The sequence below is a fragment of the Streptomyces sp. NPDC127106 genome (genome assembly GCF_042677605.1).
In the GTDB taxonomy this organism is placed as follows: domain Bacteria; phylum Actinomycetota; class Actinomycetes; order Streptomycetales; family Streptomycetaceae; genus Streptomyces.
In genome coordinates this window covers 1-21,652 of sequence record NZ_JBHXTC010000061.1, presented here as the reverse complement: position 1 = coordinate 21,652, position 21,652 = coordinate 1, and the positions used below count along the sequence as shown (strand labels likewise).

General features: G+C 74.6%; 16 protein-coding genes and 1 pseudogene. 5 read left to right on the top strand and 12 right to left on the bottom strand.

The window, feature by feature from the left end; all coding sequences use genetic code 11:
* The first annotated feature begins 32 nt into the window (after positions 1-32).
* A complete protein-coding gene (locus ACFVGY_RS32210) occupies positions 33-1,079 on the top strand; it encodes an NlpC/P60 family protein (RefSeq protein ID WP_385684233.1) in 1,047 nt (348 codons plus the stop codon).
* Between the two features lie 34 nt (positions 1,080-1,113).
* Here ACFVGY_RS32210 and ACFVGY_RS32205 read toward each other — a convergent pair whose 3' ends face one another.
* From ACFVGY_RS32205 to ACFVGY_RS32195, 3 genes are all read right to left on the bottom strand, one after another.
* Positions 1,114-2,217 carry an alpha/beta hydrolase gene (locus ACFVGY_RS32205; protein ID WP_385684230.1) on the bottom strand — a complete coding sequence of 368 codons (1,104 nt, stop codon included), beginning with the start codon at positions 2,215-2,217 and terminating at the stop codon, positions 1,114-1,116.
* A gap of 81 nt (positions 2,218-2,298) precedes the next feature.
* Entirely contained in the window at positions 2,299-3,027 is a 729-nt protein-coding gene (locus ACFVGY_RS32200) for a LuxR C-terminal-related transcriptional regulator (RefSeq protein WP_385684227.1), read from the bottom strand.
* The gene (locus ACFVGY_RS32195) at positions 3,024-4,319 is read right to left on the bottom strand and encodes a PspC domain-containing protein (RefSeq protein WP_385684224.1); all 1,296 of its coding nucleotides are present in this window, start codon (positions 4,317-4,319) and stop codon (positions 3,024-3,026) included. The genes ACFVGY_RS32200 and ACFVGY_RS32195 overlap by 4 nt, the downstream gene beginning before the upstream one ends.
* Positions 4,320-4,450: 131 nt before the next feature.
* Here ACFVGY_RS32195 and ACFVGY_RS32190 point away from each other — a divergent pair, with 131 nt between their 5' ends.
* Both ACFVGY_RS32190 and ACFVGY_RS32185 read left to right on the top strand, forming a co-directional pair.
* The gene (locus ACFVGY_RS32190) at positions 4,451-5,779 is read left to right on the top strand and encodes a PspC domain-containing protein (RefSeq protein WP_385684221.1); all 1,329 of its coding nucleotides are present in this window, start codon (positions 4,451-4,453) and stop codon (positions 5,777-5,779) included.
* Positions 5,766-6,020 carry a hypothetical protein gene (locus ACFVGY_RS32185; RefSeq protein WP_385684219.1) on the top strand — a complete coding sequence of 85 codons (255 nt, stop codon included), beginning with the start codon at positions 5,766-5,768 and terminating at the stop codon, positions 6,018-6,020. Before ACFVGY_RS32190 ends, ACFVGY_RS32185 begins: the two co-directional genes overlap by 14 nt.
* Here the strand turns inward: ACFVGY_RS32185 and ACFVGY_RS32180 are convergent.
* The 4 genes and pseudogenes from ACFVGY_RS32180 to guaA form a co-directional block, all read right to left on the bottom strand.
* Positions 5,936-6,430: pseudogene (locus tag ACFVGY_RS32180) on the bottom strand (DoxX family protein); the annotation flags it as partial. The gene ACFVGY_RS32185 and the pseudogene ACFVGY_RS32180 sit on opposite strands and share 85 nt — an antisense overlap.
* Before the next feature lie 214 nt (positions 6,431-6,644).
* Positions 6,645-7,910, bottom strand: a complete 1,266-nt coding sequence (locus ACFVGY_RS32175) for a hypothetical protein (RefSeq protein WP_385684216.1) — start codon at positions 7,908-7,910, stop codon at positions 6,645-6,647.
* A 116-nt stretch (positions 7,911-8,026) separates the two neighbouring features.
* Positions 8,027-8,866, bottom strand: coding sequence for a class II aldolase/adducin family protein (locus ACFVGY_RS32170; RefSeq protein ID WP_385684213.1), 840 nt, complete (start codon positions 8,864-8,866; stop codon positions 8,027-8,029).
* 179 nt (positions 8,867-9,045) lie between these two features.
* On the bottom strand, positions 9,046-10,638 hold the full coding sequence (gene guaA, locus ACFVGY_RS32165) for a glutamine-hydrolyzing GMP synthase (protein WP_385684210.1): 1,593 nt from the start codon (positions 10,636-10,638) through the stop codon (positions 9,046-9,048).
* 300 nt (positions 10,639-10,938) lie between these two features.
* Here guaA and ACFVGY_RS32160 point away from each other — a divergent pair, with 300 nt between their 5' ends.
* On the top strand, positions 10,939-11,217 hold the full coding sequence (locus ACFVGY_RS32160; protein ID WP_385684207.1) for a chorismate mutase: 279 nt from the start codon (positions 10,939-10,941) through the stop codon (positions 11,215-11,217).
* 430 nt (positions 11,218-11,647) lie between these two features.
* On the opposite strand, the gene ACFVGY_RS32155 is transcribed toward ACFVGY_RS32160, so the two are convergent.
* The 5 genes from ACFVGY_RS32155 to ACFVGY_RS32135 form a co-directional block, all read right to left on the bottom strand.
* Positions 11,648-13,504 carry a GMC oxidoreductase gene (locus ACFVGY_RS32155; RefSeq protein ID WP_385684204.1) on the bottom strand — a complete coding sequence of 619 codons (1,857 nt, stop codon included), beginning with the start codon at positions 13,502-13,504 and terminating at the stop codon, positions 11,648-11,650.
* A 33-nt stretch (positions 13,505-13,537) separates the two neighbouring features.
* Positions 13,538-15,166, bottom strand: coding sequence for a succinic semialdehyde dehydrogenase (locus ACFVGY_RS32150; RefSeq protein ID WP_385684201.1), 1,629 nt, complete (start codon positions 15,164-15,166; stop codon positions 13,538-13,540).
* Positions 15,167-15,336: 170 nt separating this feature from the next.
* Positions 15,337-16,974, bottom strand: coding sequence for a serine/threonine-protein kinase (locus ACFVGY_RS32145; RefSeq protein WP_385684199.1), 1,638 nt, complete (start codon positions 16,972-16,974; stop codon positions 15,337-15,339).
* 126 nt (positions 16,975-17,100) lie between these two features.
* Positions 17,101-20,487 (bottom strand): protein kinase, encoded by a 3,387-nt coding sequence (locus ACFVGY_RS32140; protein WP_385684197.1) that lies wholly within the window; start codon positions 20,485-20,487, stop codon positions 17,101-17,103.
* Between the two features lie 151 nt (positions 20,488-20,638).
* Complete coding sequence (locus ACFVGY_RS32135) at positions 20,639-21,448, bottom strand: hypothetical protein (RefSeq protein ID WP_385684194.1); 810 nt, start codon at positions 21,446-21,448, stop codon at positions 20,639-20,641.
* Between ACFVGY_RS32135 and ACFVGY_RS32130 the strand changes: the two genes are divergently transcribed.
* The coding region (locus ACFVGY_RS32130) for a hypothetical protein (RefSeq protein ID WP_385684192.1) at positions 21,447-21,652 on the top strand (206 nt) is incomplete at its 3' end. The two genes, ACFVGY_RS32135 and ACFVGY_RS32130, sit on opposite strands and share 2 nt — an antisense overlap.

Sequence of the window (21,652 nt, the reverse complement as noted above, 5' to 3'; positions counted from 1 at the left end):
GAGCCCCGACGGAGGAAGGACGTGAGGCCCTCGTGGCCAGTCATCGAAAGCCCCGGCAGCGCCCGCTTCGCGGCGGCACCGTACGCACCGCCGCCACCCTCGCCCTCGCGGGCGCTGCCACCGCCACCGCCTTCGAAGGCACCTCCCAGGCCGAGCCGCAGCGCACGCCCTCCCAGATCAAGGCGGACGTCGACCGGCTCTACGAGGAGGCGGAGGCCGCCACCGAGCGGTACAACGGGGCGAAGGAGAAGGCCGACGAGGCCCAGCGCGCGCTGAACGAGCTGCGCGACGAGACCGCCCGCCGGACCGACCGGCTGAACGCCTCCCGCCGGGCCCTCGGCTCCCTGGCCGCCGGCCAGTACCGCAGCGGGGGCCTCGGGCCGGCCGTGCAGCTGGCGATGGCGGAGGACCCGCAGGACTACCTGGCCCGGGCCGCGCTCCTGACCCGGGCCGGCGACCGCAGCGCCGCCGACATCGCCTCCGTACGCCGACAGCTGGACGAGGTCGGTGCCCTGCGCGACCGGGCGGCCGGGCACCTCGCCGAGCTCCGGGCCGGGCAGGCCGAGCTCGCCGCGCACAAGTCCGCCGTCGAGGGGAAGCTCGACGCCGCCACGCAGCTGCTGGCCCGGCTCACGGCCGAGGAGCGGACCGCGTACGAGGCCCCGACCGGCGCCGGCGAAGCGGCCCCCACCGGCGCGCGCACCCCGGCCCGGCCGGCCCCGTCCGACGGCAGCCGCGCCGCCCGCGCCATCGCCTTCGCGCACGGGGCGATCGGCAAGCCGTACGTCTGGGGCGCGACGGGCCCGAGCGGCTACGACTGCTCCGGGCTGACCCAGGCCGCGTACCGCTCGGCGGGGGTCTCCCTCCCCCGCACCACCTACACCCAGATCAACACCGGCCGGCGGGTCTCCCGCGGCGAGCTGGCCCCGGGCGACCTGGTGTTCTTCTACCCCGGGGTCACCCATGTCGGCCTGTACATCGGCAACGGCCAGATGATCCACGCCCCCCGCCCGGGCTCGACGGTCCGCGTCGCCCCGGTCGACTCCATGCCCTGGGCCGGTGCGACCCGCCCCGCGTAGCCACCACGGTCGGCGCCGCCACCGGGGCCGGCTGCTACGGCGTCTTGACCTGGGTGCTCAGCCAGCCGAAGGCCTGGGGCAGCTGCTTCGACCACGTTTCGAGGTTGTGGCCGCCGACGACCTTCTCCGCGTGCACCACGGTGGGGCTCTGCGCGAGTGCCTTGAGGTCCGTGCCGGACAGGTAGCCGTCGTGCTCGGCCCCCGACATCCACAGCGAGACCGCCGGCGGGGTGGGTGCGGCCTGGAGGACCGCCTTCAGGTTGTGGGTGCGACGCAGCTCCGGGTCCTGGGCGACCAGCGAGGACGGCTCCTGGCCCGGGTCGTTGTAGCCCGACAGGGAGACGGCGGCGCTGTACCGGTCGGGGTGGGAGATCGCCAGCTTGGCGGCGCAGTACGCGCCGGCCGAGTAACCGGCGATGCCCCAGGTGCGGGGCTCGTCCGAGGCCCGGAAGTTGTCGAGGACCATCTTGCGGACGTCGACGCTGAACCAGCTGTCGGCGTTGACCTTGCCGGGGAGGTTGGCGCAGCCGGTGTCGGCGTTCCCCAGCAGCATGGCGCGCGGCGAGACGAGGATGAACGGCGCCACCTTGCCGCTCTTCATCAGCGGCTCCAGCACCTCGTGCGCCTTGAGCCCCTGGAACCAGGACTTGCCGGTCCCGGGTATGCCCGGGATCAGCTCGACGACGGGGAACTTCTTGTCCTTGAACGCCGGGTCGTCGTACTGCGGCGGCAGCCACACCATGACGTCGCCCTTGACCCCGGAAATCTTGCCGTCGAGCTCGGTCTTCTTGACCCGGCCGCCGAGACCGTCGACCGGCTGCCACTCCTGGAGCACCTTCGGCGCCGTCTCGATCTTCTTGCCGCCGAGCCCGTCCGGGCCGAGGTCGTTCGCAGCCTGCACGTAGTCGCTCGTGCCGAGCAGGTCGCCCCAGGTGGTGTAGAAGTTCTGCTCCCGGTTGACGCCGATGAACACCAGAGCAATGGCCGTGACCTGGGCGAACACCATCATCAGCGCACGGGTGAGGATCCGCACGGCGGCCGGGCCGCGCACCTTGCTCCACACGGCCAGCGGCAGGATGACGGCGATCGCCGTCAGGGCGATCACCGTCGCGAAGAGGGGGGTCCCGGTCAAGCTCATCACGCCAGCCTAGAGGGCGGCGCGCACTGCCCGGGTTCCGCGCCCCGCCTGCGGCATGCGTCACAGACCGTGCGGAACGCCTCAGACGAGACGTCGGGCGGTGGCCCAGCGGGTCAGCTCGTGCCGGTTCGACAGCTGGAGTTTGCGCAGGACCGCCGAGACGTGGGACTCGACCGTCTTGACCGAGATGAACAGCTGCTTGGCGATCTCCTTGTACGCGTACCCGCGCGCGATCAGCCGCAGCACCTCGCGCTCGCGCTGGGTCAGCCGGTCCAGGTCCTCGTCGACCGGCGGCGCGTCGGTCGAGGCGAAGGCGTCCAGGACGAAGCCCGCGAGCCGCGGCGAGAACACGGCGTCGCCGTCCTGCACCCGGAAGATCGAGTCCACCAGGTCGGTGCCGGTGATGGTCTTCGTCACATAGCCGCGCGCACCGCCCCGGATGACACCGATCACGTCCTCGGCCGCGTCCGACACCGACAGGGCGAGGAAGCGCACCGGGCGCTCGGCCGCCGCCATCAGCGGGGCGCAGCGCCGCAGCACCTCGACCCCGCCGCCGCCGGGGAGGTGCACGTCGAGGAGGACCACCTCGGGCCGGGTGGCGGTGATGACGGTGACGGCCTGGTCGACGTCGGCGGCCTCGCCGACGACCTCGACACCGGTGACGGCCGTGTCCCCGATCTCGGCCTGCACGCCCGCGCGGAACATGCGGTGGTCGTCGACGAGGACCACCCGGACCCGGCGGTCCGCCGCGCCGCCGTCCTGCCCCTGCGCCTGCGCGCCCGCGTCGTTCTTCCCGTTCAGCCCGTTCATGCCGCCTTCGCCGCCCTCTCCATCTCCAGTTCGACTTCCGTGCCGCCGTCGGGTGCGGACCGCAGCCGTGCGGTCCCTCCGTTGCGCTGCATCCGGCCGATGATCGATTCTCGTACGCCCATGCGGTCGTCCGGTACCGCGTCGATGTCGAAGCCCGGCCCCCGGTCCCGGACGGAGACGAACACGCGCTGCCCCTCCACCTCGGCGTAGACCTGCACCGGGCCTCCGTCGCCACCGTACTTGGCGGCGTTGACCATCGCCTCGCGCGCGGCCTGCAGTTGCGCACCCAGCTTCTCGTCGAGGGGGCAGTCGCCGACCACGACGACCTCGATGGGGACGCCGTGGTGGTCCTCCACCTCGGCGGCGGTCTTCTTCACGGCCTCCGCGAGGGTGGCGGGCTCCTCGGCCTCGTCCTTGCCGGTGCCCTCGGGCTTGTACAGCCAGTTGCGCAGCTCCCGCTCCTGCGCGCGGGCGAGGCGGCGCACCTCGCCGACGTCCTCCGCGTTGCGCTGGATCAGGGTGAGGGTGTGCAGCACGGAGTCGTGGACGTGGGCGGCGACCTCGGCGCGCTCCTGGGCGCGGATGCGCATCAGGCGCTCCTCGGAGAGGTCCTGGGTCATCCGGATCAGCCAGGGGCCGGCGAGCAGCGCGATGCCGACGAGGACGGCGAGGGCGGCGGTCAGGACGTTGCCGAGCTGGGCGGCCGAGCCGCGGACGACGATGAAGACGGTGAGGCCGACACCGACGAGGGCGACGCCGGCGAGGCCGCGGGCGAGGTGCAGCATCCGCGCGTTGCGGCCGGCGGCGGCCCCCCAGTGCGCCCGCCGGGCGTTGTCGGCCTGCCGCCAGACGAGGACCACACCGGCACCGACGAGCAGGGTCGGCCACACGTAGCGGCCGGAGGCGCCGTCGTCCTGGACCTTGGCGATGAAGATGCCCGTGCCGACGCACAGCGCGATCAGTGCGCCGACCTGGCCCTTGTCGGGCCGGCGCAGGCGCCCGCTGCCGTCGGTGAGGCTGTCGAAGAAGGAACGGTGCGCGGTGCGGCCGCCGACGCCGAGCGGTACGAAGACCCAGAACGCGGCGTACAGCAGGACGCCGAGCCCGTCGCCCCACAGGAACAGGCCGAGGAAGGCGAGCCGCACCCAGACCACGGGGAGCCCGAGGTGCCCGGCCAGGCCGCGCGCGACACCGCCGAGCATCCGGCCGTCGGCGCTGCGGTAGAGCCTGCGCTGCGGCGCTTCGTCGGGATCCTGGGCGTGCGGGGTGCGCGGGGCGGCGGAAACGGGCATGTCACCGATGGTCACACGCACACGGGACGCCCGGCATCAGGGCATCCCCCCAGATGTGACCGGGGGATATCAGGGTTGTGCCAGGGTAAGGCCCGATGCCGGCGCCTCCGACGGCCCGTCACCATGGACGCATGACCAAGCACGACTCCCCACCGCCGGGCGGCACGCCCGACGACCGGGCCGGCGACCGGGCCGGCGCCGGGCCCGTCGGTGAGCGGCCGCCCCTGCGCCGCAGCAAGCGCGACAAGGTCCTCGCCGGCGTGTGCGGAGGCCTCGGCCGCTACTTCGACCTGGACCCGGTGATCTTCCGGATCGTGCTGGGCGTCCTCACCGTCACCGGCGGGTTCGGCCTGATCTTCTACGGCTTCGCGTGGCTGCTGCTGCCGGTGGAGGGCGAGGAGGACAGCGAGGCGAAGAAGCTGCTGACCGGCCGGGTCGAAGGGGCCACGCTGGCGGCGGTGTTCGCCGCGCTGGTGGGCTGCGCGCTGTTCCTGTCGATGCTGCACAACGGCGGTCTGGGGGCCTTCTCCGTCCTGGTCGTGCTGGCGCTGGGCGCAGCCGCGTACGTCTCGCAGCGCCGCCGCAGCTCAGCCGACCCCGAGGCGGAGTCACCCGCCGCGCACCGCCCGGCCCCGCCGGAGACGCAGGCCCCGCCCGCGCCGGGCGGTCCGTCCTGGTGGCGGGACCCGCTGGTCAAGGACGGCACCACCGGCCCGGTCGGGTCCACGGGCTACCTGTGGGGGCCGGACGACTCCGCCGACGCACAGGGCGGTACGAACGGCCGCTCGGGCGGGAAGTCCCGGCAGGACCTCGACCGGCCGCGACCGCGCGGCGGGATCGGCGGGCGGGTGTTCCTGCTCGCGATGGCGGCGGGGGCGGTCGCGACCGCCGCGGTCTGGGAGGACGGCACCCTCTCGTACGCGCTGCAGATCGGCCTGGCCTCGGCCCTGGCCGTCTTCGGCCTCGGTCTCACGGTCAGCTCGGTCAAGGGCCGCACCGGCTTCGGCACGTTCTTCCTCGCCATGGCCACGGCCGGGCTGCTGGCCGTGGCGTCCGCCCTGCCCGAGGACATCGGCACGGACTGGCGGGACGTCCGCTGGCGTCCGGCCGCCATGGCCGACGTACGGCCGGAGTACACGGCGGGCACCGGGCTGGCCACGCTGGACCTGAGCCGGCTGGACGTACCGAAGGGCACCACGCTGACCGTGCGGGCCGGCATCGAGGCGGGCCGCCTCAAGGTGATCGTGCCCCGCGAAGTCACCGCGCAGGCCGACGTGTCGGTGCGGTTGGGCGACATCAAGATGCCCGGGGACAACACCCAGACGATACGCATCAAGAGCGGCGGCGAAACCCAGCGGGAGACCCTGGAGCCGGCCGCGGGCACCGAGCCCGGCGGCACGATCGAGCTGCACCTGCACGCGGGTGCGGGACAGGTGGAGGTGGCACGTGCCGCGTCATGAGTTCCAGCCGGGACGGCTGCTGGCCGGACTGATCCTGACGGCGGCGGGCGTGCTGTACCTGCTGGACGCGGCCGGGGAGGTGGACACGCCCTGGTTCCTGGTCGTCCCGATGGCCGTGGGCGGGCTGGTGCTCGCCTCGCTGGTGGGGATGGTGACCTACGCGGTGCGGCGCGACCGGCGGGACCGTTCGGACGACCGCGCGGCGCGCCGCGACCGGATCAGCGAGTCCAGGGACCAGTAGGGCGCGCCGGCCAGGACCAGCGGGGTCCAGGCCATCAGGTAGGCGAGGTCGTTGCCGTAGTAGTACGGGGTCACCTGCCAGGACACCGTGAGCCACAGGCTGAGCGAGATCAGCGCCCCGCCCGCGGCCGCGAGCCGGGTCAGCAGCCCGGCGAGGGCGCCGAGCCCGACCGCGATCTCCGCGAGGGCCAGCAGGACGGCGAAGCCGACGGGCGAGCGCAGGGCCAGGTCGACGAGGGCGGGGACCGCGGAGGTGTCGCGCACCCCGCTCATCACCTCGCCGATGGAGCCCGGACCGGATGCGGACAGGAACGCGGGATCGGTGAGCTTGTCCAGGCCCGCGTAGACGAAGGTCACGCCCAGGAAAAGGCGCAGCGGGAGGAGCGCGTACCGGGCGGCCCGGTCCCGGAGCGTGGGGGCGGCGGCCGCGTGGGCGGTGGGGGCCGCATGGGCGGTGGGGGCCGCATGGCCCCGTGCAGCGACGTGGCCGACGGGAGCGCCCTGGCCGCCCGCAGGGGGATCGCCCGGGGAAGCGGGGTGGCCTACGGGAGCGGCGGGGGGAAACCGGGAGCCGTCGGGAGCGTCGGGGCTGTCGGGTCTGGTCACGCTCCCATCTCTACCCGCTTCACTCGGCCACGTCGATGCTGTAGCGGTTGGATTCCACCCCGGCCGCGGTCACCACCTGGAGCTCGACCCGTCCCGGTTCCACTTCCGCCGGGACCGGCACCGTCAGCACCGCGTCCGACGGGTTGGAGAACCCTCCCGCCACCGGGACCAACGGCACGTGCACGTGCACCGTCCCGATCCGCACCACCAGCCGCGCCAGCATCTCCGGCGTCTGCGCCCCGGGCGGTACGAAGCCGACCCCGCGGATCTCGATGTCGTCCCCCGGCCGGACGGCCGCGTCCAGGTCCCCGGGCTCGCGTCTGCGGACCACCGACAGCACCAGCGGGCGGGCCACCTCCGCGAACTTCGCCGCCAGGTACACCGCGGCCGACAGGGCCACCAGCAGCGCCAGCGCCCACGGCAACCGCGGCAGCCGGTCCGGGAACCGGGCCAACGACACCGCCGCGTAGCCCAGCACCACCGTGGAGACCAGGACGTACTGGGCGTCCGGGAAGCTGCCCCGGCCCGCGTCGTCCGTCAGCAGGTCCGCGCCGCGCGGGCGGTCCGCGGGCAGCTTCTGCAGGCGCTGCCCGAGGATCCGTACGGCGATCACCCGGCGCACCAGCACCGCCACGGCCGAGGTCAGCGCGACCACCGCCAGCAGCGGCAGGGCCCGCCCGAAGGCCAGCCCCTCGTACAGCACCCGCCGTTGCGGACCCGGCGCCGACGCCGCCAGCTGCAGCGCGGGCAGCAGCGTGGCGAACGCGGTCAGCAGCAGCCAGGCGGCCGGCACCGCCTTCGAGGTGGACAGCCGGTTGTCCTCGCCGACCAGCGGGGCCAGCAGCCCGCCGCGCAGCGACTGGGCGCGGGCGGCGACCGTGAGCAGCCCGGCCAGCACCAGGGCCGCCAGCAGGGCGGCGGTGCGCGCGGGGGACCACCCGGCGCCCAGGGCGGTGCCGACCTGCACCAGCAGCAGTACCCCGGCCGCGATCCACACGGCGAGCACGGCCCGCCGCGAGAACAGGTACAGCCAGGAGGTGCCGGCCTCGCGCCCCCGGTCGGCGACGGTGCGGGCGGACAGGGTCAGCTCGTCGGAGACCCACTGCCGGGACGCCCCGGCGGACCGGGCCACCGCGGCCGGCAGCCCCTGACCCGCGGCGAACTCGTCACGCTTCTCCAGGAAGGCCGCGACCGCGCGCCGGTGGCCCTCCTGCGCGCCGTGCGGGCAGTCGTCGCAGGTGCATGCGCCGCCGTGGGGCACAAGGGAGATCGGGTGGACAGCCATGTGCCTGCCGCCTCTCTGAACTACGGTGCAATGCCAGCGAATTGTGCACCACTGCGGCAGTGCTCCGGATTGCGCACGATGTCAGAGCAGGTGATTAACCGTTCATGATGTTGACGTCACCCGCCCGGCGTACCGTGCGCACCCGCCGGGCGGTCCCCCTGCACGGACTGCCACAGCGGCTGGTAGGCGGCCCAGGCCGCGAGGTCCGTCCCGAACCGTTCCCGCGCGGTGAGCGCGGCCCGGTGGTCGACCGGCACGGGCTTGCCCGCGGCACGCGCGATCAGCTGCACCTGGGCGGCCCGCTCGGCCGCGACGGACCACCAGGCAGCCGCGTCCACGGAGTCCCCGACCGTCAGCAGCCCGTGGTTGCGCAGGATCACCGCCTTGTAGGGGCCGAGGGCCCGGGCGATGCGGCGGCACTCCCCCGGGTCGCCCGCTCCGGCGGTGTACTCGTCGACGAGGGCGTGGTCCTCGAAGAACGCGCAGGCCTCCTGGGTGACGGGGGCGAGCAGCTCGCCGAGCGCGGCGAGCGCCCTGCCGTACGGGCCGTGCACGCGGACCACGGCCACGGTGTCGGGCCGGGCCCGGTGGACGGCCGCGTGCAGGGCGAAGGCCAGCTGGTTCACCCGCCGCTCCCCCTGCACCACGCGTCCGTCCCCGTCGACGAGGAGCAGGTCCGCGGCGGTCAGCGAGGCGAAGGCCCGCCCGAAGGGGTTCACCCAGAAGCAGTCCTCGAACTCGGGGTCGCGCGCGGTGGCCTGGCCGGCGACCCCCTCCTCGTACCCGAGCCGGCCGAACAGGCGCAGGGCGCCGGCGAGCCGCTCCTTGCGGTACGCGCGCTCCTGCGCCGGCTCGGTGTGCACGGGCGGCAGCTCGAAGCGCAGCCGGTCCTCGGGCACGGGCGCGGGCGCGGGCGCGGGTGCGGGCGCGGGCGCGGGTGCGGGCTGGTCCGGCATGGCGGCCCTCCTCGGTCGCAGCGGTCGGCGGCTGGGGCTGGCGCGCAAGGTACCGGCGGGGCCCGCAACCCGCCAGAGCGGGAGCCGGAGAGGAGAGGGCCGGGAAAGGGCGAAGCCGCCACCCCGGGACGGGGGTGGCGGCTTCGCCGCGGGCTCGGGCGGGGGTCAGTCCCTGGGGACTACTCCCACTCGATCGTGCCCGGGGGCTTGCTGGTGCAGTCCAGAACGACGCGGTTGACGTCCTTGACCTCGTTGGTGATGCGGGTCGAGATCCGGGCGAGGACCTCGTACGGCATGCGGGTCCAGTCCGCGGTCATGGCGTCCTCGGAGGACACGGGGCGCAGCACGATCGGGTGGCCGTAGGTGCGGCCGTCGCCCTGCACGCCGACGCTGCGGACGTCCGCCAGCAGGACCACCGGGCACTGCCAGATCTCCCGGTCCAGGCCGGCCGCGCTGAGCTCGTGGCGGGCGATCGCGTCGGCCTCGCGCAGCAGGTCCAGGCGCTCCTTGGTGACCTCGCCGACGATGCGGATGCCGAGGCCGGGGCCCGGGAAGGGCTGGCGCTGGACGATCTCCTCGGGCAGGCCGAGCTCCTGGCCCACCATCCGGACCTCGTCCTTGAACAGCTGGCGCAGCGGCTCGACGAGCTCGAACTCGATGTCCTCGGGGAGGCCGCCCACGTTGTGGTGGGACTTGATGTTGGCGGTGCCGGTGCCGCCGCCGGACTCGACGACGTCCGGGTACAGGGTGCCCTGGACCAGGAAGGCCACGTCCGGGCCGCCCTCGGCCTCGGCGATGATCTCGGCCTGGGCCTGCTCGAAGACGCGGATGAACTCGCGGCCGATGATCTTGCGCTTGGTCTCCGGGTCGGAGACGCCGGCCAGCGCGTTCAGGAAGCGCTCCTGTGCGTCGACGACCTTCAGCTGCACACCGGTGGCCGCGACGAAGTCCTTCTCGACCTGCTCGGTCTCGCCCTTGCGCATCAGGCCGTGGTCGACGTACACGCAGGTCAGCTGGGATCCGATGGCCTTCTGCACGAGCGCCGCGGCGACCGCGGAGTCCACGCCGCCGGACAGGCCGCAGATCGCGCGCTTGTCGCCGACCTGGGCGCGGATGGCCGCGATCTGCTCCTCGACGATGTTGCCGGTGGTCCAGGTGGGCTTGAGGCCGGCGCCGCGGTAGAGGAAGTGCTCCAGCACCTGCTGGCCGTGCGTGGAGTGCATCACCTCGGGGTGGTACTGCACGCCGTACAGCTTCTTCTCGTCGTTCTCGAAGGCCGCGACCGGGACGACGTCGGTCGACGCGGTGACGGTGAAGCCCTCGGGCGCCTTGGAGCAGGCGTCGCCGTGCGACATCCACACGGACTGGTGCTCGGGGGTGCCCTCGAAGAGCGTGGAACCGGTCTTGCTGACGGCCAGCGGGGTGCGGCCGTACTCGCGGGAGCCGGTGTTGTCGACGGTGCCGCCGAGGCTGGTGGCCATCAGCTGGAAGCCGTAGCACATGCCGAAGACCGGGACGCCGGCCTCGAACAGGGAACGGTCGAGCTGCGGCGCGCCCTCCTCGTACACCGAGGACGGACCGCCGGACAGGATGATCGCCTTGGGGTCCTTGGCCAGCATCTCGGCCACGGGCATCGTGCTCGGCACGATCTCGCTGTAGACCCGTGCCTCGCGGACGCGGCGGGCGATGAGCTGGGCGTACTGGGCGCCGAAGTCGACGACGAGAACCGTGTCCGGGGCGGCGTCGTGGGCGGCGGAGGGTGCTTCTGGCACGGGACGGCCTTCCGGCGGAAGAGGGGGCTGTTTTGTCAATTCTAACGGGGGACGCGCCGACCGTTTTCGTCTCACCATCCGAACCCAGTTGGCCCACAGCCGCGCGGACGGCAATAATCCATATCGTGCGCAAGCAGCTGAGCTCCCTCTTTACCTATGGCACCGGACGGTCCGGCCGCCATGGGTTCTCGTGATGCTCGCTCCGAGCCACTGACTTCCCGCAGCGCCCCGGTCCGCCAGGACCCGGGCGCTGCGGCGTTTCACCGGTCCTGCGGACCCCCACCGACAGGAGAACCCGCCATGAACGCCACCGCCGCCACCGCCGCGACCGCCTCCCCGGAGGAGCTGATCGCCGGCTCCCGCGAGCGCATCGACGCCATCGACGACCGGATCATCGGCCTGATCCAGGAGCGGATGGCGATCTCGGCCGTCATCCAGCAGACCCGGATCGCCTCCGGCGGCCGCCGGGTGCACCTCTCCCGCGAGATGGAGGTCCTCGCGCACTGGAAGGACGCCCTCGGCAAGCCCGGCACCACCCTCGCCATGACCCTGCTGGAGCTCTGCCGCGGCCGCGTCTGACGCCTGTTCGTCACCCGTCCGGCCCGTGACCGGCCCCGCGGGCCTTCGTTGGGGTGGATGGCCGCGTCAGCCAGTCGCGGGACCAGCACCACGCGTGGCTCCACCGGAGCGATGAGACGTACGGCCCGTGCGACGTGCGTCGTGGGACCTCGCTCCTCGTGTGACCGGACGGCAGGGGACAGCAGCCCGGTCATCCAGAAAAGACGGCCGGCCCAGGGGACGCCCAGGGCCGGCCGTTCTCGTGTCCGGCACCAGCCCCCGCCCCGGCCCTGGCCCCGGCCCGGCTCCGCCCGCCCACCCTCCGGCCGGTGTGACGGACGCCACACGTGCGCGGGTGTCCCGCGGGTACAACCTTCGGTGGCGAACGTCTGTCACCTATGTACCGCGGCGGGTACCGCGCTCGGAGGGGGAGCGCGGTACCCGCCGCGTGTCAGCCGGCCGCCCCGGCCTCCGGCGCGGTCCCCGCCGTCCCCGCCGTACGCGGCGGGACCTCCGGGACCGCGAGGAACGGCAGCCGCAGCGCGCCGAACGCCTCCTTCGGCACCGCCGGACGGACCGGTTCCACCGCGGCGAGCCGCACGTACGCCGCGCCCTGCTGCGGGCGCGGGTCCTGCTCGCCCTTGTTCGGCCAGTACGACATCGCCCGCTCCGCCTGCGCCGTGATCGTCAGCGACGGGTTGACCCCGAGGTTCGCGGAGACCGCCGAGCCGTCCACCACCGAGATGCCCGGGTGCCCGTACAGCCGGTGGTACGGGTCGACCACGCCCTGCTCGGGCGAGGCGCCGATCGGGCAGCCGCCGAGGAAGTGCGCGGTCAGCGGGGTGCCCATCAGCTCGCCGACGTTGCTGCCGGGGAAGCCGTTGATCTCCTCGGCCAGCAGGGTCGCGGCCCGGGTCGCCTCGGCGATCTGCACCGGGTTGGGGGCGCCGTGGCCCTGGCGGGCGGTGAGCAGCCCCTTGCCGGGGCCGCGGGGCCGCCGGTACGTGGTCAGCGAGTTGTCGAGGGACTGCATGACCAGGCCGATGATCGTCCGCTCCGACCAGCGCCGGTTGGACAGCGAGCGCAGCAGCTGCACCGGGTGCTTCGCGGTCCGTGCGCACCAGGCCCGGACCCGGTGGCCGCCGTAGGGCACCTGGAGCACGGTCAGGAAGCCCATCGCGTTGGAGCCCCGCCCGTAGCGGACCGGCTCGATGTGGGTGTCGGCGTCGGGGTGCACGGACGAGGTGATGGCCACGCCGCGGGTGAAGTCGGCCCGTCGGTCCGCGCCGTGCCGCCTGCGGTAGCGGCGGTCGTCGGTCTGCGCGCCGACCAGGCCTTCCGAGTTGGTGCGGGTCAGCTCGCCGAGGCGGTCCGAGATCCGCGGGAGCAGCCCGTTGTCCTTCATGGTGTGCAGCAGGGTCTGCGTGCCGTACGTGCCCGCCGCCACGACCACGTACCGGGCGTGCAGCTCCTTGGCCATGCCGCGGCGGCGGCCGTCGGTGGGCACGGTGCGGACCCGGTAGCCGCCGCCCGGATGCTCGGCGAGGGCGGTGACCGTGGTCATCGGGTGGATCACGGCGCCCGCGCGCTCGGCGAGGTGGAGGTAGTTCTCGTTCAGGGTGTTCTTCGCGCCGTGCCGGCAGCCGGTCATGCACTCGCCGCACTCGGTGCAGGCCCGGCGGGCGGGCCCGGCCCCGCCGAAGTACGGGTCGGGGACCTCCTCGCCGGGCTTGGCCACGGCGGCGCCCTCGGCGTCGGCGCCGTCGCCGAAGAAGACGCCGACCGGGGCCATGTGGAAGGTGTCCCCGACGCCCATCTTCTCGGCGACGGCCTTGAGGTGGACGTCGGAGGGGGTCGTCGTCGGGTTGAGGCGCACCCCGAGCATCCGCTTGGCCTGGTCGTAGTACGGGGACAGCTCCTCGCGCCAGTCGGTGATCGAGGCCCACTGGCGGTCCTCGAAGAACGCGGTCGGCGGTACGTACAGGGTGTTGGCGTAGTTGAGGGAGCCGCCGCCCACCCCGGCGCCCGCCAGCACCATGACGTTGCCGAGCAGGTGGATCCGCTGGATCCCGTAGAGCCCGAGGGCCGGGGCCCACAGGTAGTTCCGCAGGTCCCAGCTGTTCTTCGGCAGGCTCTCACGGGTGAAGCGGCGCCCTGCCTCCAGGACGCCGACCCGGTAGCCCTTCTCGGTCAACCGGAGCGCCGAGACCGATCCTCCGAAGCCCGAGCCGATGACGATGACGTCGTAGTCGTAGTCGTGGTCGTGGTCGTGATCGTGGGCGTGGTCGCGGACGTGCGGCTGTGCCACTGACGCGCCTCCTTGGCGGACGGACGGGGGCTGCTAGCGCAGGCGCAGGGCCTTCATCGCCTTGAGGCTGCGGGTCATGAACGCCGCGTACCGCTCGTCGTCCATGCCCAGCGAGGGGGCCATCGGCAAGACCCGCTGGTGGGCGACGGTCTGTGCCTCGGTGTACTTGAGGATGCCCTCGGAGCCGTGCCGGCGGCCGAGACCGGAGTCCTTCATGCCGCCCATGGGTGCCTGGGCGCTGCCGTAGGCCGGGGCGTAGCCCTCGTTGATGTTGACGGTGCCGGTGCGCAGGCGGGCGGCGACGGCGTGGCCCCGGCGGGCGTCCTTGGTCCAGACGCTGGAGTTGAGGCCGTAGGCGGTGGCGTTGGCCTGCGCGATCGCCTCGTCCTCGTCGGTGAACCGGTAGATCGAGACGACCGGGCCGAAGGTCTCCTCGCCGCACACCGCCATCGGCGCCTCGACGCCGTCGAGGATGGTGGGTTCGTAGAACAGCGGGCCGATGTCGGGGCGGGCGGTACCGCCGGCGACGAGGGTGGCGCCCTTGGCGACGGCCTCGTCGACGTGCCGGGTGACGGTCTCCAGCTGGCGCTCGCCGACCAGCGAGCCCATGTCCGCGCCGTACGCGAGGGAGCTGCCGAGCCGCATGGCCCTGGTGCGGGCGGCGAACCGCTCGGTGAACTCGTCGGCGATCGAGGCGTGGACGTAGAGCCGCTCGATCGAGATGCACAGCTGGCCGGCGGAGGAGAAGCAGGCGCGGACGGCGCCCGCGGCGGCCTTCTCGATGTCGGCGTCGTGCAGGACGAGCATGGCGTTCTTGCCGCCGAGTTCGAGGGAGACGCCGACGAGGCGGTCCGCCGCGCCCCGGGCCACCTCGCGGCCGGTCCGGGTGGAGCCGGTGAAGGAGACGTAGTCGGCGTGCCGGACCACCTCGGGGCCGACGACGGGCCCCTCGCCGAGGACGATCTGGAAGACCTCGGCGGGCAGTCCGGCCTCGATCAGCAGGTCGCGCGCCCACAGGGCGGTCAGCGCGGTCTCGGTGTCGGGCTTCATGACGACGGCGTTGCCCGAGACGAAGGCGGGCAGGGCGTCGCCGACGGAGAGTTCGAGGGGGTAGTTCCAGGGCGCGATCTGCCCGACGACGCCGCGTGGCTGGCGCAGCTCGGTGACCTTGGTCAGCGTGGGCATGGCACCGGTGTGGCTCTTGGGGCGCAGGTACGCGGGGGCCTTGCGGCCGTAGTGGCGGGCGGCGACCGCGACGGCCTGGACCTCCTCGTGGGCGTGCAGGCGGGCCTTGCCGGTCTCCAGCTGGATCAGGTCGAGCACCTCGGCCTGGCGGTCCAGGACCAGGTCGTGGAAGCGGAGCAGGACGGCGGCCCGGCGGCGCACGGGGACGGCGGCCCATGCGGCCTGGGCGGTGCGGGCCCGGTGGAAGGCCTCGGCGACCTCCTCGGGGGTGGCCTCGGGCAGGTCGGCGAGCTTGTCCCCGGTGAAGGGGGTGTGGTTCGCGGTGCGTCCGGAACCGATCACTCCGCGGGTGAGCCGGGCGACCAGGTCGGGGGTCACCACGTCGGCCGCGGTGCGGGCCCCGGCCGGGGCCGGGGCGACCGGGTTGGTGGGCTGCGGGGCGCTGCGGAGGGGGGCCGGGGCCTGCGTGTCCGTCATGGCGGTGAGCGTATTGCGCCCGGCCCCCTTTGGGTACCCGTCGGTAACCGGATTTTGCCAAATCCGCCAGTGAACGCTGGCAGGATGTCCGGGCGGGCCCGGGAGGCCCTGCGGGCGGCCCAGGAGGCCCTGCGGGCGGGCCGGGTCAGCCCCTGCGCGGCGGGCCGGGGTCAGCCCTTCCCTGCCGCTGGGGCCCAGCCGCTGAGCACGGTGTCGAACTGCGCGCGGGTGGTCTCCCAGTCGGCCACCGGCCCCGACATGTACACCGCGTACTCGGTGCCGTCCGGGGCGATGTACATCTGCTCGATGGACCGGCGCGGACCGGCGTGCACCCCCTTCTCCGTCCAGGTGAACTCCCAGATGGCCGCGCGGGTGCTGTCCTGGAAGGTGTTCTGGTTCAGCTTCTGCCGCTTGTAGTCGGTGCGCTGGCGCACCTGCTTCTCCAGGTCCAGCACGTGCGCGTACGGGTTCTCGTAGTCCGGGGTGGCGTCGACGGCGATGCGGATGAAGTGCTTGCCGTTGTCCGGGGTGTAGTCGATCTGGTTGCCGTCCATCTGGCGCTTCCAGCCGTCCGGCACCCACAGGGTGAAGCCCGCCGGGTCCGTGACCTCGTTCCAGCCGTCGGGCGGGGCCGCGTCCTTGCCGGCCTTGTCGTGCGCGCCGCCCTTGCCGTTCTGCTGGTCGGGGGCGCTCGTGTTCGTGTCGGAGCCGCCGCCCTGGTCGCCTTCCCCCGTGTACTTCAGCAGCCCGAACACCGCACCGCCGCCGACCAGCGCCGCCACCAGCGCCACCGCCGCGGCCCGCTTGATCCGGCCCGCCGTCGGGTTCGGCCGGGCGGCCGGCTCCGGCCGGCCGGGCAGCTCGGCCGTCCCGGCGGGATCCGGCAGTGCCGGGCGGCCCGGTTCGGGCTCCAGCACATCGGCCAGCTCCTGCGGGGTGACCGCGCGCGTGGGCACGTACGCCTGCGCGGCCTTCGGCTCGCGGCCCTCCATCACCTCCAGCAGCATCCGCTCCGTCTCCTGCGCGGAGGGCCGCTCCTGCGGGTCCTTGCGCAGCAGGGCGGTGATGACCGGCCCCAGCGGCCCGGACTGCCGCAGCGCCGGCGGCTCGTCGTTGACGACGGCCTGCAGGCTGGAGATCGGCGAGGTGCGGCGGAACGGCGAGCGGGCCTCGACCGCCGTGTACAGGGTGGCGCCCAACGACCACAGGTCGGACGCCGGGTCGGGAGTGCCGCCGGTGACCCGCTCCGGGGCCAGGTAGTCGATGGATCCGACGATCTCGCCGGTGCGCGTGATGGAGGTGTCGCCCTCGATCGCGGCGATCCCGAAGTCGGTGAGCAGGACCCGCCCGTCCTTGGCGAGCAGCACGTTGCCGGGTTTGACGTCCCGGTGCAGCACGCCGACCGCGTGCGCGGCGCGCAGCGCACCCAGGACGTGCAGCCCGATCCGGGCCGCCTCGCGGGGCTCGATGCGGCCGGCCGCCCTGGCGGCCTCGGCGAGGGAGGGACCGTCGATGTACTCCATGACGATCCACGGCCGGTCGTCGTGCTCCAGCACGTCGTGGACGGTGACGACGCCCGGGTGCTGGATGCGGGCCGCCGCCCGGGCCTCCTTCTGCGTCCGGGCGTGCAGGACCTCCCGGTCGGCCTGGGCGACGAACAGACCCGCCGTCAGCTCCTTTACGGCGACGGTCCTGTTCAGGAGTTCATCGTGGGCGCGCCACACCTTCCCCATGCCGCCGCTACCGATGGGCTCCACGAGCCGGTACCGGCCGGCGAGCACTGCGCCCGCACCTGTCTGCTGTTCCACGAATCCCCGCCACTGTTGTGCACTTCGGGCCAGATTACGAAGCGCTCGGCACGGCCGGTACCGCGGAGGCGCGGATCCGACTGCACTGTGACGCAATTGCCGTACTGAGTCACCGTCAGTCTGCGCTCATCCGCCGGACTTGTAACTCCCCGTGGCCTTTTCGAAGACCTCGGTGACCTTGCCCTCGCCGTCCTGCGGGCCCGTCACCATGACGATGTGGTAGCTGCCGCCCAGCGCCACGACGAAGTTGCGGGCGACGACGCTGCGGCCGTTGCCGTCGATCCACGTGTACCGGCCGGTGACGCGGAGCTGCTGACCCACCTTCGTGGTCTTCACGTCGCCGCCGCTCGCCCAGGTGGACGAGCGGTACGGGGCCAGCTCCGGCTCCTTGTCCTTCTGGTACGTCGCCGGATCCGGATTGCCCTCGACCTTGTCCCGGCCGGGCACCACGATCAGGACGTACTCGCCGTCGGTGTAGCGGACCTGGCCCGCCTCGTTCATGCCGCGGCGCTCCCAGCCGGCGGGCACCGCGATCTCGAAGTGCTCCGGATCCTGCTGCATCGTGTAGCCGGGCGGTGCGGGCTGCGCCGCGGGCTGCGGGGCCGCCGGGGACCCGGACGCCCCGGACGGGGGCCGGGATCCCCCCGAGGGGGACGGCGAAGGCTGTGGAGCGGGCGCCTCCGTCCTGGCCACCGGGGTCTGGGCGGCCGTGTCCTGGCGGCGGTCGCCGTCGCCGGCGCCGCCGGGCAGGAACACCATCGCGTACGCCACCGCCCCGGCCATCAGCACGAGGACCCCCAGCAGCAGGTTCCGGCCGAGGGCGCGGGGCCCGCGCGCGGGGGCCGGGCTGCGGTGCCGCCCGTGCAGCTCGCCGCGGCGGCGCACGACGGGCAGGCGGGCGGGATCCGGCTCCGGGGGCGGGACCGCACCGGGCCAGTTCCCCGGGCCGTGGGCCGCACCCAGGACGGAATCCGGCTCGGGGGCGGACCGCACCAGCGAGCGCAGCCAGCCCCGGAGCTCCTCGAAGTCGGGGCGCTCGGTAGGGTCCTGGCGGAGCAACGACTCCACGACGGGGCGCAGCGGACCGCAGTCCTCCGCGAAGGCGGGGGCTTCGGCGCACACCATCTCGACGAGCTCGGCGACGCTGTCCTCCGGGTACGGGGCGTGGCCCTGCACCGCGCGGTACAGCAGCGCGCCGAGCGCCCACAGGTCGGTGGCCGGCCCGACCGGGGCCGCCAGCTGCCAGGGCCCGCTGACCGTGCCCGCCTGCTCCGGCGCCCACCGCTCGGTGACGGCTCCGACCACCGCCATCCGCGTCTGCCGGGCCCGCTCGGCGTCGAGCCCGCTGCGCGGCCCGGACCGCGCCCCGACCCCGGCCCAGCCGCCCCGTGCCGCGGGCGCGGGCGCAGGTGCGGGTGCGGGTGCGGGCTGTGGGGTGGCGGGCTGCGGGGCGGGGACGCGCTCGGGTGCGGGCGGCGCGGGATCCGGCGCGGGCTGCGGCGCGCGCTGCGGGGTGGGCACGGGCGGCGCGGGGGCAGGGATGTGCGCGGGCACCGGCCGGGGCTGGCCCGGCTGCCCCGGGCGCAGGTAGGCGGTGGGGTCCTCGGCTTGGCGGTACCCCTGCGGCAGGGCGAGCTGCGCCGGCAGCGCAGGCGGACCCGCCTCCGGACGCTGCTGCCCGGCGGGCAGCGCCGCGACCTGCCGCCGCGGTGTGACACCGTGCCAGGCGACCCCGCCGGACGGGGTGTCCCCTCCCCCTGCTCCGCCGTCGGAGCCGGGGACGCCCGGGCCGGACACCCCCGCGGCGGGAAGGTCGGCTGTGCCGGTTCCGACGGCGGGACCGGGCTCCAGGGCTGCGGAGGTGCTGCCTCCCGGGCTCACCCCGGTGGCGGCGCCGAGTCCGGCGGCCGTGGTCCCGCCCGGTCCCGCCGATCCGCCGGCTTCGGATCCGGAGCGCGGTTCCGGGCCGCTGCGGGCGGCCGCGGGCGCCACACCGGGTTCCGGAACCCGGCCCGCGTGCTGCCCGGCCGGGCCCACGGCGGCGGGGGCGGTCTCCGGGGCGGGCGTCCTGGCGGTTCCCCGACCCGTGCCGGTCGTCCCGGGGGCGCCGTACGGGTACGCGTACCCCTGGGGCAGGTTCGAACCCCCCGGCCGCCGCTGCGGTGCCGGCGCCGCATCGGCCGCGGCCGCCCGCTCCTCGGTGACCCGCTCCGCGGCGGCCCGGGCCCCGGCCCGGTACGCGGCCACGACACCGGCCCGCGCGGCCGCCTGGACGACCGCCCCGTCGGGGACGATGCGGTCCGCGTACCGCGGGCCGGCGGCCTGCCCGGGGAGCCCGCCGCCCGTACCGGCCGCACCGGGCACGGGGCGCGCGGAGCCCGTGCCGCCGTCGGCCGCCTCCCCACCGTGCCCGGCACCCGCGGCCGACGGCCCCGAGCGCTCCGGCTGCCGGTCGGGCGCGATGTGGTCCGCGTACCGCGGGCCGGCCGGGTGCACCGGCGCGCCACCGCCCGCACCGGGGTCGCCCGCGGCGGGGCGCGGGGAGGTCGGTCGGCCCTCGGCTTCCAGGGCGTGGCCCGCGCCCGTGGCCAGCGGGTCCGGCTGCCGGTCGGGGGTGATGTGGTCCGCGTAGCGGGGGGTCGTTTCGTAGCCGGGGGCCACCAGGGGCGCGTCGGCGGCTCCCGGCGCGGGCGGCCCGTTCGGGGTACTGCGGTCGGTGGGGCGCGGGTCCGTCTCGTAGCCCGGCGCCACCAGGGGGAGGTGGTCCCCGCCGGGGGCGTCGTCCGCGCGCTGCGGGCCGGGCAGGGGGCGCGGCGGCGCGTGACCGGCGTCGGGTCCCGCCCCGTTCGGGCCGGGCGGCGGCGGGGTGCCCCAGCCCCGTCCCGCGTCCGGGGCGTCGTCCTCCGCCGGGACCGGGTCGTACCCGCACAGCGCGTCCTCCGCGGCCCCGGCGGCCAGGCCGGTCAGGACGACGCGCCCGTCATCGCATATCAGGACGGTCCGGACCGTGATGTTGCGGTGCGTCCACCCGTGCGCGTGCAGCACGCGCAGCGCGGTCAGGACGTCGGCGGCGACCTCAGCCGCCCGGTACGGCGTGAGCGGTTCGTCGGCGAGCAGCGCGGCCAACGACCGGGCCGGCACCAGCTCGCTCACGATCCACAGCGACCCGCCCTCGGCGAACACGTCGAAGACCTGGTCCAGCCGGGGATGGTCGGGGACGGACGCGGCCGCCTGCGCCGCCGCGATGGCCCTGCGCACGGCGGGGAGCTCCCCCGCCGGAAGGACACCACCGTCACCGGCCCCGGCCCGGACCCGGGCGGGGGCGGCCGCCCCGCCCGGCTCCTCGTCGAGCAGTTCCGCGTCCACGAGCTCGGGTAACGGCACCTGCCGTACGAGCACTTCCTGCCCGCTGCGCGTGTCGAAGGCGCGGGTCTCGACCAGTTCGTACTCGTCCGACGGCGGCAGCGGCAGACGGTAGCGGCCGGCCAGGATCCGACCCGCGTAGTCGTCCACTCCGCCTCCCCCGAGTGCGCTGCGGGGCAGGTTCCCCACTGCCCCCGCTGACACGATACGTGGCCGGGGGCGCCCGCGTCCCGGGCCTGCGAAGGCTCGTCGGCCGACGCGGCCCGGCAGCCGACCGAGCCCCTCGGGCCGCGAAGCCCCGTCAGGCGAGCGGCTGGAAGGTCTGGAACGCCACGTTGCGCATCGTCGTGCACTCCGGGCCGTCCCACTGGTCCGCCGGGCAGCTGATCATGATGGCGTAGCCGCGCTTCGCGTCGACCTTGAAGCCGCGGTTGAGCACCCGGACCCGGATGCCCTTCTGGTCCCGCTCGAACTCCCAGTCGGCGACGGTCGGGTAGTCCCGGTACTGCACCGTGTCGATCCGGATCTGCTTGTAGCCCGGGCTGTCGCCCCTCACCTGCAGGGCGAGCAGCGCCCAGGCCTTGGCCGCGTCGTCGCCGGGCTTGTCGGTGTAGTCGACCTGGATGCGCGGGAAGCCGCCGTCGCGGCTGTATATGGCGCCGGAGTTCTGGCCGGCGATGTCCGTCTGCCTGAAGCCCTGCGGCATCGCCATCGAGAAGTGGAACCCGAGGTCGGTCACCACGGCGTACCCCGCGGGGAGGCCCGCGGCCGGCCCGCCGGGCGCGTTGCCCTGACCCTGGCCCTGGCCGCCGCTGCCCGTCTGGCCGTCCTGCCCCTGGCCCTGGCTCTGGCTCTGCTGGCCGTTCGGCGTCTGGCCCTGGCTCGGGTCGGTGCTCGCTCCGCCCGTCTTGCCCGCGGTGGCGGCGGTCTCGCCGGTCTTGTGGGAGGACGGGCCCGGGGTCGGGCCAGCGGAGGACGACGTGCCGTTCTTGCCCTGGTCCTTCTTTCCGCCCGGGCCGTCGCCGCTGAACGCGTACACGAGCAGCGAGCCGATGACGGCCAGCGCGACGACCACACCGGCGATCGCGAGGCCGATGGTGCGGCGGGACATGACGTCGGTGAGCGGCGCGGCGACCGGCGCGGTCCGGCCGGACGGCGCGGCCCCGGCGGGGGCGGCGGCGGCCGTCGACGCGTTCGCCCTCGAGGCGGCCGTCGCGGCGCCCGCCCTCGCCGCCGCCATTCGGGCCGCGTTGTGGGCGCGCCGGGCCCGGTCGCGCGGGGCGCGCGCGGCGCGCGCGGGGCACGTTCTAGGCCG

Coding starts and splice junctions, on each gene's coding strand:
- ACFVGY_RS32190 (WP_385684221.1), top strand. CDS start 4,451: ATGACCAAGCACGACTCCCCACCGCCGGGCGGCACGCCCGACGACCGG.
- ACFVGY_RS32200 (WP_385684227.1), bottom strand. CDS start 3,027: ATGAACGGGCTGAACGGGAAGAACGACGCGGGCGCGCAGGCGCAGGGG.
- ACFVGY_RS32205 (WP_385684230.1), bottom strand. CDS start 2,217: ATGAGCTTGACCGGGACCCCCCTCTTCGCGACGGTGATCGCCCTGACG.
- ACFVGY_RS32160 (WP_385684207.1), top strand. CDS start 10,939: ATGAACGCCACCGCCGCCACCGCCGCGACCGCCTCCCCGGAGGAGCTG.
- ACFVGY_RS32175 (WP_385684216.1), bottom strand. CDS start 7,910: ATGGCTGTCCACCCGATCTCCCTTGTGCCCCACGGCGGCGCATGCACC.
- ACFVGY_RS32170 (WP_385684213.1), bottom strand. CDS start 8,866: ATGCCGGACCAGCCCGCACCCGCGCCCGCGCCCGCACCCGCGCCCGCG.
- ACFVGY_RS32135 (WP_385684194.1), bottom strand. CDS start 21,448: ATGTCCCGCCGCACCATCGGCCTCGCGATCGCCGGTGTGGTCGTCGCG.
- ACFVGY_RS32195 (WP_385684224.1), bottom strand. CDS start 4,319: ATGCCCGTTTCCGCCGCCCCGCGCACCCCGCACGCCCAGGATCCCGAC.
- ACFVGY_RS32150 (WP_385684201.1), bottom strand. CDS start 15,166: ATGACGGACACGCAGGCCCCGGCCCCCCTCCGCAGCGCCCCGCAGCCC.